The sequence below is a fragment of the Bradyrhizobium sp. SUTN9-2 genome (assembly GCF_003122645.1).
GTDB classification, from domain to species: domain Bacteria; phylum Pseudomonadota; class Alphaproteobacteria; order Rhizobiales; family Xanthobacteraceae; genus Bradyrhizobium; species Bradyrhizobium yuanmingense.
Genome location: NZ_LAXE01000001.1, coordinates 5550279 through 5566239 on the forward strand (window position 1 = coordinate 5550279; position 15961 = coordinate 5566239).

Consider the following 15961-nt stretch of genomic DNA (forward strand, 5'->3'; position numbering starts at 1 on the left):
TGCTGCACCACGATGAACATGATGTAGGCGCCGAACGTGTAGAGCACGCCATGCGTGAAGTTCACGACGTTCATGATGCCGAAGATCAAGGTCAGCCCGATACCCAGCAGCGCATAGGTGCCGCCGAGCACGAGCATGTTGATCAAATGCTGGAGGAATTCGCTCAAGATTGTTCCCGATTAGTCCGTATTCGGCGAGAGCGGTGACGTACCGCCCTCGCCTGCGAACAAGCGCGTCAGAGCGTCTTCATCTCGATCTTGCCGTCGGCGATCTCGATGAGATAGACATTCGGCTGGCTCTGACCGCTTTCCTTGCCCTCGGGGCCCGACTTGCGGAACACGATGTCGCCGTTCAGCCCCTTGATGTTGATGTTCCAGAGCGCCGCCTTGATCGCGGCAGGCTCAGCCTTGCCGGCCTTCTCGATCGCGGCGGCGACGGTGCGGATGCCGTCATAGCCACGGAAACTCTCGGTGCAGCCGGCGAAGTCGAAGCCGCGCTTCTTCCATTCCGCGATGAAATAGTTGGTGGCTTCCGGGTTCGGCGTCTTGTCCGGGAACCAGGGCAGGAAGGTGGTCAGATGCATGGTGCCGTTGGCGGCCGCTCCGGCTTGCGCGATGATCTGATCCGGGTTCTGCGAGCCGCCGGTGGTGATGACGCGCTTCTTCAGGCCGAGCGCGGCGGCCTGCTTGAAGATCAGCGTGAGCTGGTCGACGGCGGTGGTGACGATGACGGTCTCAGAGTCCGAGCTCTTGATCTTGGAGAGCTGCGCGCTCATGTCCTGCGCGCCCTGGTCCATGGTCTCGACCAGGCCGATGCCGATGCCCTTCTCCTTCATCATCTTGCTGAAATCCTCGGCGGTGCCGCGGCCCCAGTCGTTGTTGATGACGAGAAAGTCGACCTTCTTGAGCGCGAGCTTGTCGACGATGTTCTTGAACGCGGCCGCCTCGATCGCGGAGGGCGGCGAGATGCGGAAGATGAAGGGATTGCCCGTCGTCGTGATCTTGCCGGAGGACGAGGTCTCCACCACCATCGGCGTCTCGTATTCCATCAGCTTCGGCATCACCGCGAGCGTCAGGCTCGAGCCCCAGGCGCCCATCAGGACCGGCACCTTGTCGCTTGTGATGAGCTTCTCGGCGACGGCGGCGGCCTCCGTCGGGTTGCTCTTGTTGTCCTCGATGACGAGCTCGATCTTCTTGCCGAGGATGCCGCCCTTGGCGTTGATCTCGTCGGCGGCGATCTTGGCACCGTTGACGACGTAAGTGCCGGACGCCGCGAACGCGCCGGTGAGCGGCTCGTTGACGCCGATCTTGATGGTCTGCGCCCCCGCGGCGCCGCCGAACAAGGCCGTCGCCAACGCGATAGCCGGAACCAGTCCGAGTGGTCGTGTCATGTGTCTCTCCAAATCCCACGCTGTTGATGTCAGGGCAGTCCAGGCTTCGTCACTCCGCGGCGCCGGCGCGCCGATCATTCCGCGTCACCTCTTCCAAAGGCGCGGCGAAATAGTCGCGCGAGCCGGGCTCGCAGGATGTCCGATGCAATCGACCAGAAGCTGAGCTCCGCCGGAGCCGCCTGCCCCGACGAGGCGCCGGACATATGGCGGTCGAGATTGGCGGCGAACTCCGCAACGAGACGTTTTGCAAGGTCTCGCACCAGGCCGGGACGACCGAACTGCGCCAGCATTCCCGTTAGCGTGTAGCCGATCGACAGTTCGACCGCGGTCGCCGCACCGCTTTCCAGTGGCAGCAGGCGGTAACGGATCTCGCCCTGCGTCGCGGAATGGCTGCGCTGGTCGGTGCCGATGCCGACGATGCGCCCCGAGAGTGTCGCGGGATCCCGCTCGACGCGCGCGGCCCCCTCGAAGCTTGCTGCGATCGGACCGAGCCTGACGCGGATCGATCCTTCGACGCGCTCCGGCTTTGGCGTCGACGACAGCGATACGCCAGGGAGGCAGGCGGCGATGCCTGCGATGTCCTCGAACATCGCGAACACCTTTGCCGGCGGATACGGCAACGTGAAGCGCTGATCGAGCACGGTTGCCGGCGTGAAGTCGGGGATGCTGCTTGGGGTGGCACTTTCCAGTGCCGGAGCTGGCGCGTGCCGCGCAGGCCGCAACTCGTTCCGGGCGGTTGCCGCTCGCCCCGAGCCGGCAGGACCAAGGACGGTCCGACCCCCATCCGCCATCGGCGCGACGTTGCGCGCGCGCCTTGCCTCGATCACGGACTGCACCGCGCGCACAATGCCGACATAGCCGGTGCAGCGGCAGAGATTGCCGCTGAGGCCAATGCGAATCTGGCGCTCGTCGGTGTCGGGCAGACGCAGCACCAGGTCGCGCGCCGAGACCAGCATGCCGGGCGTGCAATAGCCGCATTGCAGGGCATGCTCGCGGGTGAAGGCAGCGCGCAGCTCGGTCGTGATCTCGTCCTCATCGAGGCCTTCGATCGTGGTGACATCGGCGCCCTCGCAGGCCGCCGCATAGGTGATGCAGGAGCGCGCCGGCACGCCGTCGAGCAGCACAGTGCAGGCGCCGCAGACCCCATGCTCGCAGCCGAGATGCGTGCCGGTGAGATCGAGCCTGTCGCGGACGAAATCGGCAAGGCTGGTGCGCGGCTCGGCGTGCAGCTCCACCGCGCGGCGATTGACCTGAAGCGCGATCGTGGTCATGCCGCGGCCTCCAGAACGGCGCGCTTCAGCACGCTGACATGGATGTGGCGCTGCGCGGCATCGTCGATGCCGGCGCTTGCGAGCAGGGCATCGGCGGCACGGACATCGAAGCGCTGCTTGTAGTCGGCGGCAATCCGGCCGCCGAACAGCTCGGCGGCATCGGTGATGACGATCGGCGTCGTATCGATGGCACCGATCACGATACGCGCCGAGGCGGCAGCGGGATCGACCAATATCGCACCGATGGCATGGGCGAATTCGCCGGTCTTGCGGCAGCTCTTGGCATAACCCCAATGCGCAGTCGCCGATCGCGCCGGCACGTGGACCGCCTCGACGATCTCGCCGGCATGCAGCGCAGATTCCAGCGCACCGACCACAAACGCTTCGACCGCCATCGATCGCACACCGGCAAGACTGCGCAATGTCACGCGCGCACCCAGGGCCGCCAGCGCCGAAATCCAGTCCGCGGCGGGATCGGCATGGCTGAGCGAGCCGCCGATCGTGCCGCGATTGCGGACCGCGCGATAGGCGATGTTGGCAGCGACAGCCCGCATGGCGCCGCGGGTCACGTCGGCCGTGCGGCCGTCCTCGATATCGGCATGGGTGACGAGGGCGCCCAGCACGAGCTCGTCGCCGGAGACCTCTGCGCGCTTGAGCTCGGCAAGGCCGGAAATGTCAATAATCAGTTCCGGCTGCACCAGCCGCAGATTGAGCATCGGGCCGAGCGATTGGCCGCCGGCGATGATCTTCGCCGATCCGCCGCTTGCGGCCAGCATCGAGAGAGCCGCATCGAGATCGCGCGGGCGCTCGTAAGCAAAGGGCGCCGGTTTCATGCCGCGCTCCTCTCAGCCGCGCGCGCGGCCAGCACCGCCGCGACGATGCGATGCGGCGTGATCGGCGACTGCATCAGCTCGACGCCGAGCGGGCGCAGCGCGTCGTTGACGGCATTGGCGATCGCGGCGGGCGGTGCGATGGCCCCGCCCTCGCCGATGCCTTTCACCCCGAATTGCGTATAGGGCGACGGCGTCTCCATGTGATCGAGGCGCGCGGCCGGGACCTCGGTCGGACCGGGCAGCAGGTAGTCGGCGAGCGTCGTCGCCAGCGGCTGGCCGGAGGCGTCGAACGGCATTTCCTCGTAGAGCGCGGTGCCGATGCCTTGCGCGAGGCCGCCATAGATCTGGCCGTCGACGACGAGCGGATTGACCAGCACGCCGCCGTCCTCGACGATCACATAGTCGAGGATCTCGACCTCGCCGATATCAGGATCGACCGCGACCACGGCTGCATGCGCGGCATAGCTGAAGGTGCCGCTGTCGCGCACGGGCTTATAGCCTTGGGTGACCTCGAGCCCGCCGGGATCGACGTCTGGCGGCAAATCCTGCGGGCGGCGGTACCAGGTGTGGGCGATCGCCTTCAGGCTGACGCTGCCGTTGACGCCGCGCACCTCGCCATTCTGCAACACCACCGAGGCCGGATCGTGCTGCAAGAGTTTCGCGCCGATGCGGCGCGCACGTTCGCCGAGTTCGCGGCAGGCCGTCGCGACCGCACCACCCGCCATCACCATCGAGCGCGAGCCCCAGGTGCCGGTCGAATAGGGCGTCATCGCGGTGTCGCCGAGGACGATGCGGATGTTTGCGACATCCACGCCGAGGATTTCGTGCGCGACCTGGGCGAGCGTCGTCTCCATGCCCTGCCCGTGCGAGTGCACGCCGACGCGCAGTTCAAGGCCACCGTCCGGCGTCAGGCGCGCCGAGGCCTGCTCATGGCCCGGCACCATCGGGATGCCCCAGCCGGAATAGACCGAGGTGCCGTGCGCGGCCTGCTCGCAATAGATGGAGATGCCGACGCCGATGCGGCGGCCGTCGGCCTCGCCCTGCTTTTGCCTGGCGCGGATGGCGTCGATGTCGATGGCCGCGAGCGCGCGGCGCATCGCTTCCGGATAATCGCCGCTGTCGAAATGCTTCTTGGTGATGTTGTCGAACGGCATCTGTTCAGGGCGCACCAGATTGCGCAGCCGCACCTCGCCGGGCTCTAGGCCGGCCTCCGCCGCCACGAGGTCGAGCATCAATTCCAGCGCAAAGCAGACGCCGGTGCGCGCGACGCCGCGATAGGGCAGGATCGGGCATTTGTTGGTGGCGACCGAGAAGGTGCGGCAGCGATAGGCCGGCATCTTGTAGGGACCGGGCAGGATGCTGGCGACCTGCGCGGCTTCGAGACACGCGGAGAACGGATAGGACGAGTAGGCGCCGGAATCCACCGTCGCTTCGCAATCGATGCCGCGCAGCGTGCCGTCACGGTCAGCATAGACCGTGATTTTGTAATGATGTTCGCGGCAATTGGAGCTGGCGACGAGATGCTCGCGGCGGTCTTCGAGCCAGCGGACGGGATGGCCGCAGCGCATCGTCAGCCAGGACAGGCAGACCTCTTCGGGCAGCAAAATTCCCTTGTGACCGAAACCACCGCCGACGTCGGGCGAGATGACGCGGATCTGCCCCTCCTCCATGTCGAGGCATTCGGCGAGGCCGCTGCGCGTGATGTGCGGCATCTGCGCCGCCGAATGCAGCGTGAGCTGATCGAGCCTCTTGTCGAAGGTCGCGACCACGCCGCGGCCTTCCAGCGGCGACATGCATTGCCGCGCCGTCGAGATCTCGCGCGTCACCTTGATCGGCGCATCGAGCGCTGTGGAGATGTCGACCTCGTAATTGGTCTCCAGGAAGACGTTGTCGCCCCAATGCTCGTGCACCAGCGCCGAGCCGGGCTCGCGCGCCTTCAGCATGTCATGGATCGCCGGCAGCTCCTCCAGATCGAGCGTCACGGAGGCCGCGATGTCCTCGGCCTCGGCGCGGGTCGGCGCGAGGCACATCGCGACGAGCTCACCGACCTGGCGCACCTTGCCGGTGGCGAGCACCGGCTGCTCCGAGATCTTGAAGCCCGGCAGGCCCGACACCGCACGGATCGGCTTGATGCCGACGAGATCGGTCGCCGTGAACACGCTGCCGCGATGGCGTTCGGGCACATGGATGCCGCGGATGCGCGCATGCGCCAGCGGGCTGCGCACGAAGGCGACGTCCTGAAGGCCGGCGAGCCTGACGTCGCCGACATATTGGCCGCGGCCGCGCATCAGGCGGTCGTCTTCCTTGCGCGGGAGCCGCGCGCCAACGCCCTGCCCCGTCTTTCCGTCCGGAAATTCTCGCTCGCTGCGCAACTTCGCGTTCTCCTTCACCGCCCGGCCTTATGCCGCGACGGCCTGCGGCAGGATCGGCGCGACCGCGTCGAAGCGGGTGCCGGCGCGCAGGCAGAAGGCTGGCTGCAGCAGGCGCTCGGCAATCACCTCGTTGTCCTCGTTGTCCTTCAGGACGAAGCGGCCGTTTCTCTCCGTGAGCACGGAGACGTCGGCGTCCATGCCGCTCTTGAGCGCACCGATCTCGTGGCTGCGACCAAGCATTTTTGCGGGATTGGAGGTGACCATCGGCACCACCTGCTCCAGCGACAGGCCCAGCGCCATCATCGAGCTCATCGCCTGGACCAGGCTGAACTTGGCTTGTCCCGCGAAGGGATGGTTCTCATCGTCCTCGTGCTGGTCGGGCGTTCCGGCCGGCGCGGGCACATGGGTGTTGTAGCCGTGGATGTCGGCGCCGAGCGTGGTCGGAATGATTCCGGCGGCGATCGCCTTCTTCGCGAGCCGATAGGAGAAATGGCTGCCGTGGCCGACATCGACCTTGAGGCCGCGGTCGAGCGCGGCCTGGATCACCGGATGCACCTCGCCCTCGCGATTGACGAAACCGCCGGGATGGCGCGTGAAGGGATGAGCGAGGATGTCGCCCTCGCGCAAGAGCGGGATCACGCGGGTGAGGATGGTGTCGGCATCCTCGCCATTGGCGCCGCTCTCGGGCAGGCCCCAGAGTTGGCCGAAATGCACATAGACCGGCAGGTCGGCGCGCTTGCCGATCTCGGCCGCCATCTCGATGACGCGAATGCCCCAGCGCGCGAAGCCGCCGATCTCCGCGTGAGCCTTGATGCCGCGCACGAGATCGAGGTTGGCGGTTGCCGCCTTGACGGTCGCATCGATGTCGACGCCGTCGGGGCTGTAGAGCTGCGGATAGAAATGGCCCTCGAGGCCGCCGACGAGATAGGCGGAGATAAACGCATAGACGCGCGAGGCCGAGGCTTCCGCGATGAAATGGCGGAAACCCGGCAGCGTCATGCAGGACGGACCGCCCTGGTCGACCAGCGACGTCACGCCGGACTGCACGCCGACCATGTCGGGGTTCATGCCGAAACGGCCGGAGACATACTGATAGACGTGCGCGTGGGTGTCGATCAGCCCGGGCAGCACGAGCTTGCCGCTGACATCGACGACCTCCTTCGCGCTGGTCGGCAGAATGTCAGATGCGACCGCCGCGATCTTGCCATTGCGGATGGCGACGTCCTTGAGGCCATCGACGCCGGAGGCCGGACAGATCACGCGGCCACCCCGGAGCAGAAGATCGAAGCTGGCAGTGACGGACATGGCGCTCTCCTCTTCTTGCGAGGGGCGACGGCTTCGTCCCTCGAATTACGAAGCATGCTTCGCATTTTGACAAAAGCAAGCATCGTGCCATGATCCCGATGTGGCAGGCGCACTCGAATCGAGCTAAGCGCGGCAGGGTTTCGGCTTGGGAGTGTGTGCATTGCGGCAAGCGAAGACACGTCGCGGCGGGACGCGGCACCGCCCCTGGCCCTTGTCGGAACGGCCCGGCTATCTGATCCGCCGGCTGCACCAGATTCACGTCGCGCTGTTTCAGGAAGCCTGCGGCGAATTCGAGGTCACGCCGCTGCAATACAGCCTGCTCTCGGCGCTGGCGGTGCGAGAAACCGCCGATCAGACCACTTTGGCGGCCGATATCGCGCTCGATCGCACTACGACGACCGGTGCGTTGAAGCGTCTCGCGGCGCGCAACCTTGTCGAGCGCGCGGTGAACAAGGACGATCGGCGCGCGCGATTGTGCCGCCTGACGCCGGCCGGCGCCGCGCTGCTGGTTAAAATCGAGGGCGCGGCACGGCGGGCGCATCGCGCAACGCTCGGCGATTTGAGCCAGCGGGAACAGGCGCTCTTCATCGAGATGATGCAGCGCATCGTGGCCGGCCATCCCAGTCGCGACAGCGCCGCTGCCCTATTCGACTAGAGGCGAGTGCTGCGCTTTTGAGTTGGGCTGCTTAATTTATCATCGTACCGCTGCCCGGCCGTGCATCGATCGCCGTCAACCGGCGGCGGGTCCGGTGTGCTGCGGCAGGCCGGCGCGTCGGCATGGCCGGCGCTTAAAAACGCAGTCGCATCCGAGGCGAGCCTCGCTGCGTCCGGCATCGAAACGCGCCCGGCCCGGCCGCTCCGCAACCCATGGCACGATTTATGCTGCGATGATGCGAAGCGTGCTTCGTATTGGGGGATGCCATGACGGATTCCGAACTTCGCGCTGATATTCACAGCATCGAGCCAATTCCTGACGCGGACCGGGACTCCAGCGGGCCGCAGCAGATGTGGATCTGGGCCGGCGCCAACATCGCGCCGGTGAACTGGGCGCTCGGCGCGCTCGGCATCATCCTCAAGCTCGGCCTGATGGAGACAATCGCGGTCATCGTGCTCGGCAACATCGTGGGCTGCGCGATCTTCGCGACCTTCACGGTGATGGGACACAAGACCGGCGTCAACCAGATGGTGCTGAGCCGGTCCGCCTTCGGCGTCCGCGGCGCCTACCTGCCGAGCATCCTGATGTTCCTGATGACGCTGGGCTGGATCGGCGTGAACACCTATTTCCCGGTCAAGGTCTCGATGGGCATCCTCGGCCAGTTCGGCGTGCCCGACACCTGGCTGGTCGAGATGATCGTCATCACGCTGGTGATGGCGGTGCAGGTGATGATCGGCGTCTACGGCTTCTACGCGATCCGCACCTTCGAGAAGTACACGGTGCCGCCGACCATCGCCATCATGGTGCTGATGAGCGTGCTGGCCTGGACGCGGCCCGGCGTCGTCAACTGGAACCTGACCACCTCGCTGCCGCCCGGCGCGCATCTGGCGATGCTGACGATGCTGATGACCGCAATCGGCGTCGGCTGGGGCATTTCCTGGGTCACCTGGGCCTCCGACTATTCGCGCTTCGTGCCGCGCTCCACGCCGTCGAAAGCCGTGTTCTGGTACAGCTATGTCGGTATGTTCGTGCCGACGGTCTGGCTCGGCATTCTCGGCGCGACCATTGCCTCGACGACGCTGGACACGGATCCCGCCAAGATGGTCAGCGCGGTGTTCGGCGGTCCCGTCAGCATCCTTGTCCTCCTGATGGTGCTGCACGGCCCGATCGCTACCAACATCCTCAACGTCTATTCGGCGGCGCTGGCCGCCTTAAGCGCGGGGCTGAAACTCTCGCGCTTCTGGCTCACCGTCATCGTCGGCGTCGCCGGCTATCTGGTCACCCTCTACTTCATCTTCGCGCCGTCCTTCGCGAAGGCGTTCGACCATTGGATGATCAGCCTGCTGTTGTGGATGAGCCCGTGGGCCGGCGTGGTGCTCGCCGACTTCTACATCAAGCGCAAAGGCAAGATCGAGGTGGCCGAGCTCTATCGCTCGCCGGAGAGCAGCGCCTATGGCGACATCAACTGGGCCGGCATGATCGCGTTCTTCGCCGGCCTCGTTGCCGGATGGCTGGTGCAGGACGGCCTCGTCAGCGCGCTGCAGGGGCCGATCTCGATCTATCTGCTCGGCGGTGCCGATCTGAGCTGGCTGTTCGGAATCGGCGTGGCGGGCCTCGTCTACCTTGGGCTCGGCAAGTTCGCGACCTCGCCCACACCGGCCGTCGCGAGCCGTGCCGGCAGCTAGCCTGAGAGCGCTGAACCTCGTCTGTCGTCAGCGCTTGCGGCCAAGCCTCACGATCATGTCGCCGGGCCCAAGTGCTCCGGCGTCATGAGAGTGCAATCGCCACAGGCTCTCGCCGTCGACCAGCGAGGGCATCGGCAGTTCGAGGTCGGCGAAATTGGCGACGATCTGCAGAACGTCGCCCTGCTCGGTCTGCCAGCGCACATCCACGCCGCCCATGCTGGGATCCGCGCCGAGCAATTGTCGCTGCGCCGAAACGAACCCGCGTTTGATCAGCGGCACGATCTTCTCGCGCCGGATCGTCAACAACTGCGTCGTCAGTGCTCGGAACCTGGTGCCGGAAGGCGATTGCTCGATGCTGGTCCAGTCCAGCTTGGAGGCGCGGAAGGTTCTTTCGTCGCAGGGGTCCGGGATTCCGGCGCGCGTTTCGGGGGTCGCGAACGCCTTGAAGTGCGAAAACTCCTTGCGGCGGCCTTCCCGTGTCAGTTCGGCGGCTTCGCCCGTCCAGTCGGCGAAGAACAGGAAGGGCGTTTCGGCTGCCGCTTCCTCGCCCATGAACAGCATTGGAATATGCGGGCTGAGCAGAACCAGTGCGAGGGCCAGCTCCAGCTTGTCCGGACCGACCAACCGCGACAGCCGCTCCCCGAAGGCGCGGTTGCCGACCTGGTCGTGGTTCTGGGCGAAGAAGATGGTCGCTTCGGGCGGCAGATGAGCACTCGGCTCGCCGCGCGGCGCCTCGTGCAGGGGAAACACCTCGCCCTGATAGGCAAAGCCCTCGGTCAGGGATCGCGCCAAATGCTCGAGCGGCTTATCCGCAAACGCCCGGTAATAACCTTCGTCCTCGCCCGTGAGCAGGACGTGAAGCGCGTTGTGGAAATCGTCGCCCCATTGCGCATCGTAGTACGTCGCTCGTCCCTGCGAACGCGCGAGCAGGTGCGCCTGATTGGCCTCGTTCTCCAGCATCAGATGGATGCGCCGGCCCGCCAGCTGGCTGCGCAGGGTCTCGGCGAGCTCGACCAGGAAATGACGTTTCGAGTCGTCCTTCAGCGCATGAACGGCATCGAAGCGCAGGCCGTCGAACCCATAATCGCGCAGCCACATCAGGGCATTCTCGATCAGAAACCCGCGCACGAACGCGCCGTCGGCTCCTTCGAGGTTGACGGCGGGCCCCCACCCGGTGGTGTGGCGCGGGTTGAAGAAGTTCTCCGCATAGAGATGCAGATAGTTCAGCTGCGGCCCGAAATGGTTATAGACGACGTCGAGATAGACCATGAGGTCAAGGGCATGCGCCGCGCGCAGCAGCCGCTTGAGATCCTCCGGCCGGCCATAGCGGGCATTCGGCGCGTTCAGGAGCACGCCGTCATAGCCCCAATTGTGCCGCCCGGGGACGTCGTTGAGCGGCATCAGCTCGATGGCGGTGATGCCGAGATCGCGAAGATAAGGCAGCTTCTTCTCGACGCCGGCATAGGTCCCCTCCTCGCTGAACGTGCCGACATGTAGCTCGTAGATCACGGCTTCCGCCCAGGGACGGCCCGGATAGAGCACCGGGTCCCGCAACGCGGCCATGTCGACCACCTCGCTCGGCGCGCCGACGTCGTCCGGCTGGAAGCACGAGGCGGGATCGGGCACGACGCGGTCTTGGTTGATCCTGAACTGATAGCGCGTGCCGGCGCGCGCAGTTTGGCTCAATAGCTGATACCAGCCGTCCGCATCGCGCGGCATCTTGCGTGGCGGCTGGCCGATTTCGAACAGCTCGACCGATCGCGCCGTCGGCGCCCACAGGTTGAACGAGACCCCATGATCGACGATCTGAGGACCATGGCGCCGACCTTGCTCGGCCGTTCCCAGTCTTTGACTCAAGCCCATCCCCTTTCGCGGCATGCCCACCTCGGCATGCAATTGCGCGCGTCGGGGCGACAAAGCGGAGCCGTGTGCGTTCGTTCCTCCACGGCGCCGACGCCGGACATTTGCAGCGCAACGGGAACGGAATCAGCAGCGCGACGGTTACCACCCCAGATAGGAGCCGTGGCCATGCGCCGCCCGAAGCCGCAACTGATCCGCAACAAGCTCGACCTGACCGACCGCGCCCAGGTGCGCCTCGTCAAGAAACGGCTCGGACTTTCGGACGCTGAGCTGATCGCGATCGTCGGGCGGATCGGCAACTCCATTCCGGCCATCAGCAAGGAGGCGGCTCTGCAAAAAGCCAACGCGCCGTCCAAGCCGGCCGACGTGGAGCCCACCGCCGCGACTGCGCCGACATCCTGACGGGCAACTCGGGGGCAGAGATGGACCAGCCAGCACATTCAGACGAGGCCCTGACGCGGACGGCCTCACGCCTGCGCCGCACCCGGATCACCGAAGGCAGACCTTTCCCGCTCGGCGCCACCTGGGATGGCCTCGGCGTCAATTTCGCGCTGTTCTCCGCCCACGCCACCAAGGTCGAGCTCTGCCTGTTCGACGATACCGGCGAAGCCGAGCTCGAGCGCATCGAGCTGCCCGAATATACCGACGAGGTCTGGCACGGCTATCTGCCCTCCGCCCGTCCCGGGACCGTCTACGGCTATCGCGTCCATGGTCCTTACCAACCCGACGCCGGCCACCGCTTCAATCCCAACAAGCTCGTGCTCGATCCCTACGCCAGGCAGCTGGTCGGCCAGCTCCGCTGGGGGCCGGAGCTGTTCGGCTACCGGCTGGATCACGCCGACAAGGACCTGTCCTATGATGAACGCGACAGCGCGCCCTTGATGCAGAAATGCCGCGTCATCGATCCCGCCTTTACCTGGGGCGTGGCGCGCAAGCCGGAAGTACCGTGGGAGCGCACGATCGTCTACGAGATGCACGTCAAAGGCTTCACCCAGCTGCATCCGCTGGTGCCGGAAGCCGATCGCGGCACGTTCTCGGGGCTCGCACATTCGGAAATCCCGGCCTACTTGCGCTCGCTCGGCATCACCAGCGCCGAGCTATTGCCGATCCATGCCTTCGTCGACGACAGCTATCTGGTCGAGAAAGGCCTGCGCAATTACTGGGGCTACAACTCCATTGCCTTCTTCGCGCCGGAGCCGCGTTACCTGAAGGCGACGTCGGCCAACGAATTCAAGGCCATGGTCAACCAGTTTCACGCCCATGGCATCGAGGTCATTCTCGACGTCGTCTACAATCACACCGCCGAAGGCAACGAGCTCGGCCCGACCCTGTCGTTCAAGGGAATCGACAATGCCAGCTATTACCGCCTGCTGCCGGACGAGAAGCGCTACTACATCAATGACACCGGCACCGGAAACACCGTCAATCTTTCGCATCAGCGTGTGCTGCAACTCGTCGCCGATTCCTTGCGCTACTGGGCGACCGAGATGCGGGTTGACGGCTTCCGTTTCGATCTCGCCACCATCCTGGCGCGCGAACCCTATGGCTTCGATGAAGGCGGCGGCTTCCTCGACGCCTGCCGCCAGGATCCCGTGCTCTCCAGCGTCAAGCTGATCGCAGAACCCTGGGACATCGGACCCGGTGGCTACCAGGTCGGTCAGTTCCCGCCGGGCTGGGCCGAGTGGAACGACAAGTTCAGGGACACGGTGCGGGCCTTCTGGAAGGGCGATCCGGGCACGCTGGCCGACTTCGCCAAGCGCGTCTCGGGCTCCGGCGACCTCTTCAACAAGCGCGGACGCCGGCCCTGGGCCAGCGTCAATTTCGTTACCGCGCATGACGGCTTCAACCTCAACGATCTCGTCTCCTACAACGACAAGCACAACGAGGCGAATGGCGAGGACAATCGCGACGGTCACAGCAACAACCATTCCTGGAATTGCGGCGTCGAAGGGCCGACCAACGACCCCGAGATCACCGCCTTGCGTGAGCGCCAGAAGCGGAATCTGCTGGCGACGATGCTGCTGTCCCACGGCACGCCGATGCTGCTCGCAGGCGACGAGTTCGGGCACACCCAGAACGGCAACAACAACGCTTACGCCCAGGACAACGAGACCACCTGGCTCAATTGGATGGGCATCACCGCGAACGGCCGCAGCCTGCGCGAGTTCGTGCGCAAGCTGATCGCCACCCGCAAGGCGTTTCCGATCCTATATCGCAGCCGCTTCCTGGTCGGCTCGCACAACGAGGAGCTCGACGTCAAGGATGTCACCTGGCTGTCGCCGTCCGGCGAGGAGATGACGACGGAGCAATGGCAGGACGGCAACGCCAAATGCTTCGGCATGCTGCTCGACGGCCGCGCGCAGGAGACCGGGATCAAGCGGCGCGGCTCGGATGCGACCATGCTGCTGGTCTACAACGCGCACCACGACGTCGTGAACTTCACCCTGCCGGAGGTCACCGAAGGACACAGCTGGCTGGGCTTGATCGACACCAATCGGCCCGACGCGCCGATGGCCGAGTTCGAGTTCGGGCATGCTTACGCGGTGACCGCGCGCTCGCTCGTGGTGTTCGGCCTTGCCAACGACAGCATCGCGACGCGGCGCCTCCGTCAAGGCCTCGGCGCGCTGCTGGACATCGCCGACACGCCTCTGCCGGAGTAGCCGCGTTGCCGTCCGTTCGCGATCACGGGACAACCGCAGCCGAGCGCCCTCTCACGACCGTCGCATTCTCCGGCGGCCTCGGCCTCGGTGCTTATCATGGCGGTGTGTTTGAAGCCTTCACCTCTCTTCGGCTGCCGATCGACTGGGTGACGGGTTCGTCGGCCGGGGCCATCACGGCCGCGCTGATCGCGGGGAGCGCGCGCGACGACCGGCTGCAGACTCTGCGCAGCTATTGGCATGCACTAAGCAGTCCAGCCGACGTGCCGAACGCGGGCCGCCACGCGTTTGCGTGGCTGAGCTCGATCAGTACGCGCGTGCTGGGTCATTCGGGCTACTTCCATCCCCGCCTCCCCATTCCGGCTTCTCACTACGGGGGCCTCTACGATCTCGGCCCGACCCGTCAACGTCTGCAGCGCTTGATCGATTTCGGACGTCTGAACGGCGGCGATCTGCGGATCACGATCTGCGCCACGGACGTCGAGAGCGGCGATGCCGTGCTGTTCGACTCCGCGTCGGAGCGGATCGAAATGGACCATATCCTGGCCAGCTGCGGCTTTCTCCCCGAATTCGCTCCGGTGCAGATCGCCGGCCGCTGGCTCGTCGATGGCGGGTTCTCGCTGAACGCGCCGTTCGATCCGATCCTGGAGACTGCTGGCCCGCTCCGTCTCTATGTGATCGATCTGTTTCCGCGCGACGGCAAGGTCCCCGATGGGCTCGAAGCCGCGTCCGAGCGCAAGAGCGACCTGACCTTCGGCAACCAGACCTTCCAGCGCCTCGGCTACGCGCTGGAGGCCCGTCAGCTCCGCGCCGAGCTTCAGGACCTCCACTACGACGACGAGGTCTATCTCCTGAGCTACCGCCCGGGCCGCGAGGAAGCCGGGCCGGAAAAATCCTTCGACCTGTCGGAGACGGCCATGGCGCAGCGCTGGCGCGCCGGCTTTCTGGACATGCAATATGCCGCAAGCCTCACTCCAGCCTCGAACGAGATCTGCAGCGTGCGGCGTCCCTAGCGATGTCTCTCGGTGTCGGGACACGAGCTAGGCACTGTCCTGCCGTCACGCCGCTCGCGAATGTCGCGCAGCAACCGCCTGAGACCGTCATCGGCAGCCATCCCGTCGGGCGGAGCGATGGTGGTAATGCCCCAGTTCGCGAGCACGGCCTCCTGCACCGGATTGCGCTGCGCGACGAACACGAAGGATCTCGGCCGGTCCTGGCTGTGCCCGGACTCGTCCCAGATCTGCCAGATCCGGTGCAGCAACAGCCGAATGTTCGGATCGGACATGCTGTATCCGACGAAAAGCAGCGTGCTTCCCAGCGCATCGGCGCGAAAGCGGATATCGAGCGGGGAATTGAAGGCGAGCCGGTTCAGAAAGTCGGTCTCGGTCAGAACCAGCGAAGCATCGTCGTCGAAGTCGCCGTGAAACTTGATGATGTGGGTGACACCGGCACGCGCGCTCGCGATCTCCTTCGCGTTGCTGATCTTCGCAAAGGGCTTGTTCAGCACGTCGAACGCGGTTTCCAGGTTGCGGTCGTAATTGGTGGTGTAGATGACCGGAAAATCCAGCTCGACGATCATCCGGTGCAGCTCTGAAGCGGCGATCTTCTCGGGGTCGACACGCCAATTGCGGTCGAGCCAGCTGCGCAGCGGGCCGATCCCGCCGCGCTTGATCCGATAATATTCCGCGAGCATCTGATAGCCGCCATGCATTCCATCGATGACGTTGCGATCGAGGCCGAGATCGTCAAGGAGATGATCGATCAGGGACTGCCAGGACGGCAGGCCGACGGCCATCGAGACACCGGCGCCCACGAACAGGACGGCGCGGCGTCGCTCGATCGCCGCTGCCAGGATGTCGTGAGGCGGCCGCTCCTCCGATATGAGCCCCGTGGTTTGTTGGTCCATCAACCTTGAATGATTGGGCGCGCGGCG

General features: G+C 65.5%; 13 protein-coding genes. 5 read left to right on the forward strand and 8 right to left on the reverse strand.

Annotation, left to right across the window (positions count from 1 at the left end; translation table 11 throughout):
* The 6 genes from XF30_RS25770 to XF30_RS25795 form a co-directional block, all read right to left on the reverse strand.
* On the reverse strand, positions 1-137 hold a 137-nt coding region (locus XF30_RS25770; RefSeq protein ID WP_502696168.1), incomplete at its 3' end, for an ABC transporter permease subunit.
* Positions 138-235: 98 nt separating this feature from the next.
* Entirely contained in the window at positions 236-1390 is a 1155-nt protein-coding gene (locus XF30_RS25775) for an ABC transporter substrate-binding protein (protein WP_109144227.1), read from the reverse strand.
* Between the two features lie 74 nt (positions 1391-1464).
* Positions 1465-2661, reverse strand: coding sequence for a xanthine dehydrogenase family Fe-S subunit (locus XF30_RS25780; protein ID WP_109144228.1), 1197 nt, complete (start codon positions 2659-2661; stop codon positions 1465-1467).
* A complete protein-coding gene (locus tag XF30_RS25785; RefSeq protein WP_057029911.1) occupies positions 2658-3494 on the reverse strand; it encodes an FAD binding domain-containing protein in 837 nt (278 codons plus the stop codon). Before XF30_RS25785 ends, XF30_RS25780 begins: the two co-directional genes overlap by 4 nt.
* A complete protein-coding gene (locus XF30_RS25790; protein WP_109144229.1) occupies positions 3491-5884 on the reverse strand; it encodes a xanthine dehydrogenase family protein molybdopterin-binding subunit in 2394 nt (797 codons plus the stop codon). The genes XF30_RS25785 and XF30_RS25790 overlap by 4 nt, the downstream gene beginning before the upstream one ends.
* 9 nt (positions 5885-5893) lie before the next feature.
* A complete protein-coding gene (locus XF30_RS25795; protein WP_109144230.1) occupies positions 5894-7171 on the reverse strand; it encodes an amidohydrolase/deacetylase family metallohydrolase in 1278 nt (425 codons plus the stop codon).
* Between the two features lie 160 nt (positions 7172-7331).
* On the opposite strand from XF30_RS25795, the gene XF30_RS25800 reads away from it, so the two are divergent.
* Positions 7332-7826: a MarR family winged helix-turn-helix transcriptional regulator gene (locus XF30_RS25800; RefSeq protein WP_225114753.1), complete on the forward strand. Its 495-nt coding sequence runs from the start codon at positions 7332-7334 to the stop codon at positions 7824-7826.
* Between the two features lie 266 nt (positions 7827-8092).
* Positions 8093-9511, forward strand: coding sequence for a cytosine permease (locus XF30_RS25805; protein WP_057030087.1), 1419 nt, complete (start codon positions 8093-8095; stop codon positions 9509-9511).
* A 27-nt stretch (positions 9512-9538) separates the two neighbouring features.
* Here XF30_RS25805 and treZ read toward each other — a convergent pair whose 3' ends face one another.
* Positions 9539-11368, reverse strand: coding sequence for a malto-oligosyltrehalose trehalohydrolase (gene treZ / locus XF30_RS25810; RefSeq protein ID WP_244609019.1), 1830 nt, complete (start codon positions 11366-11368; stop codon positions 9539-9541).
* Between the two features lie 171 nt (positions 11369-11539).
* Here treZ and XF30_RS25815 point away from each other — a divergent pair, with 171 nt between their 5' ends.
* Genes XF30_RS25815 through XF30_RS25825 form a run of 3 tightly spaced genes read left to right on the forward strand, consistent with a single transcriptional unit; the run spans position 11540 to position 15041 of the window.
* The gene (locus tag XF30_RS25815; RefSeq protein ID WP_036005232.1) at positions 11540-11773 is read left to right on the forward strand and encodes a DUF3606 domain-containing protein; all 234 of its coding nucleotides are present in this window, start codon (positions 11540-11542) and stop codon (positions 11771-11773) included.
* Positions 11774-11793: 20 nt separating this feature from the next.
* A complete protein-coding gene (gene glgX / locus XF30_RS25820) occupies positions 11794-14031 on the forward strand; it encodes a glycogen debranching protein GlgX (protein WP_109144232.1) in 2238 nt (745 codons plus the stop codon).
* A gap of 5 nt (positions 14032-14036) precedes the next feature.
* A complete protein-coding gene (locus XF30_RS25825; protein ID WP_109144233.1) occupies positions 14037-15041 on the forward strand; it encodes a patatin-like phospholipase family protein in 1005 nt (334 codons plus the stop codon).
* Here the strand turns inward: XF30_RS25825 and XF30_RS25830 are convergent.
* Positions 15038-15934, reverse strand: a complete 897-nt coding sequence (locus XF30_RS25830) for an SIR2 family NAD-dependent protein deacylase (RefSeq protein WP_109144234.1) — start codon at positions 15932-15934, stop codon at positions 15038-15040. The two genes, XF30_RS25825 and XF30_RS25830, sit on opposite strands and share 4 nt — an antisense overlap.
* Between the last annotated feature and the right edge of the window lie 27 nt (positions 15935-15961).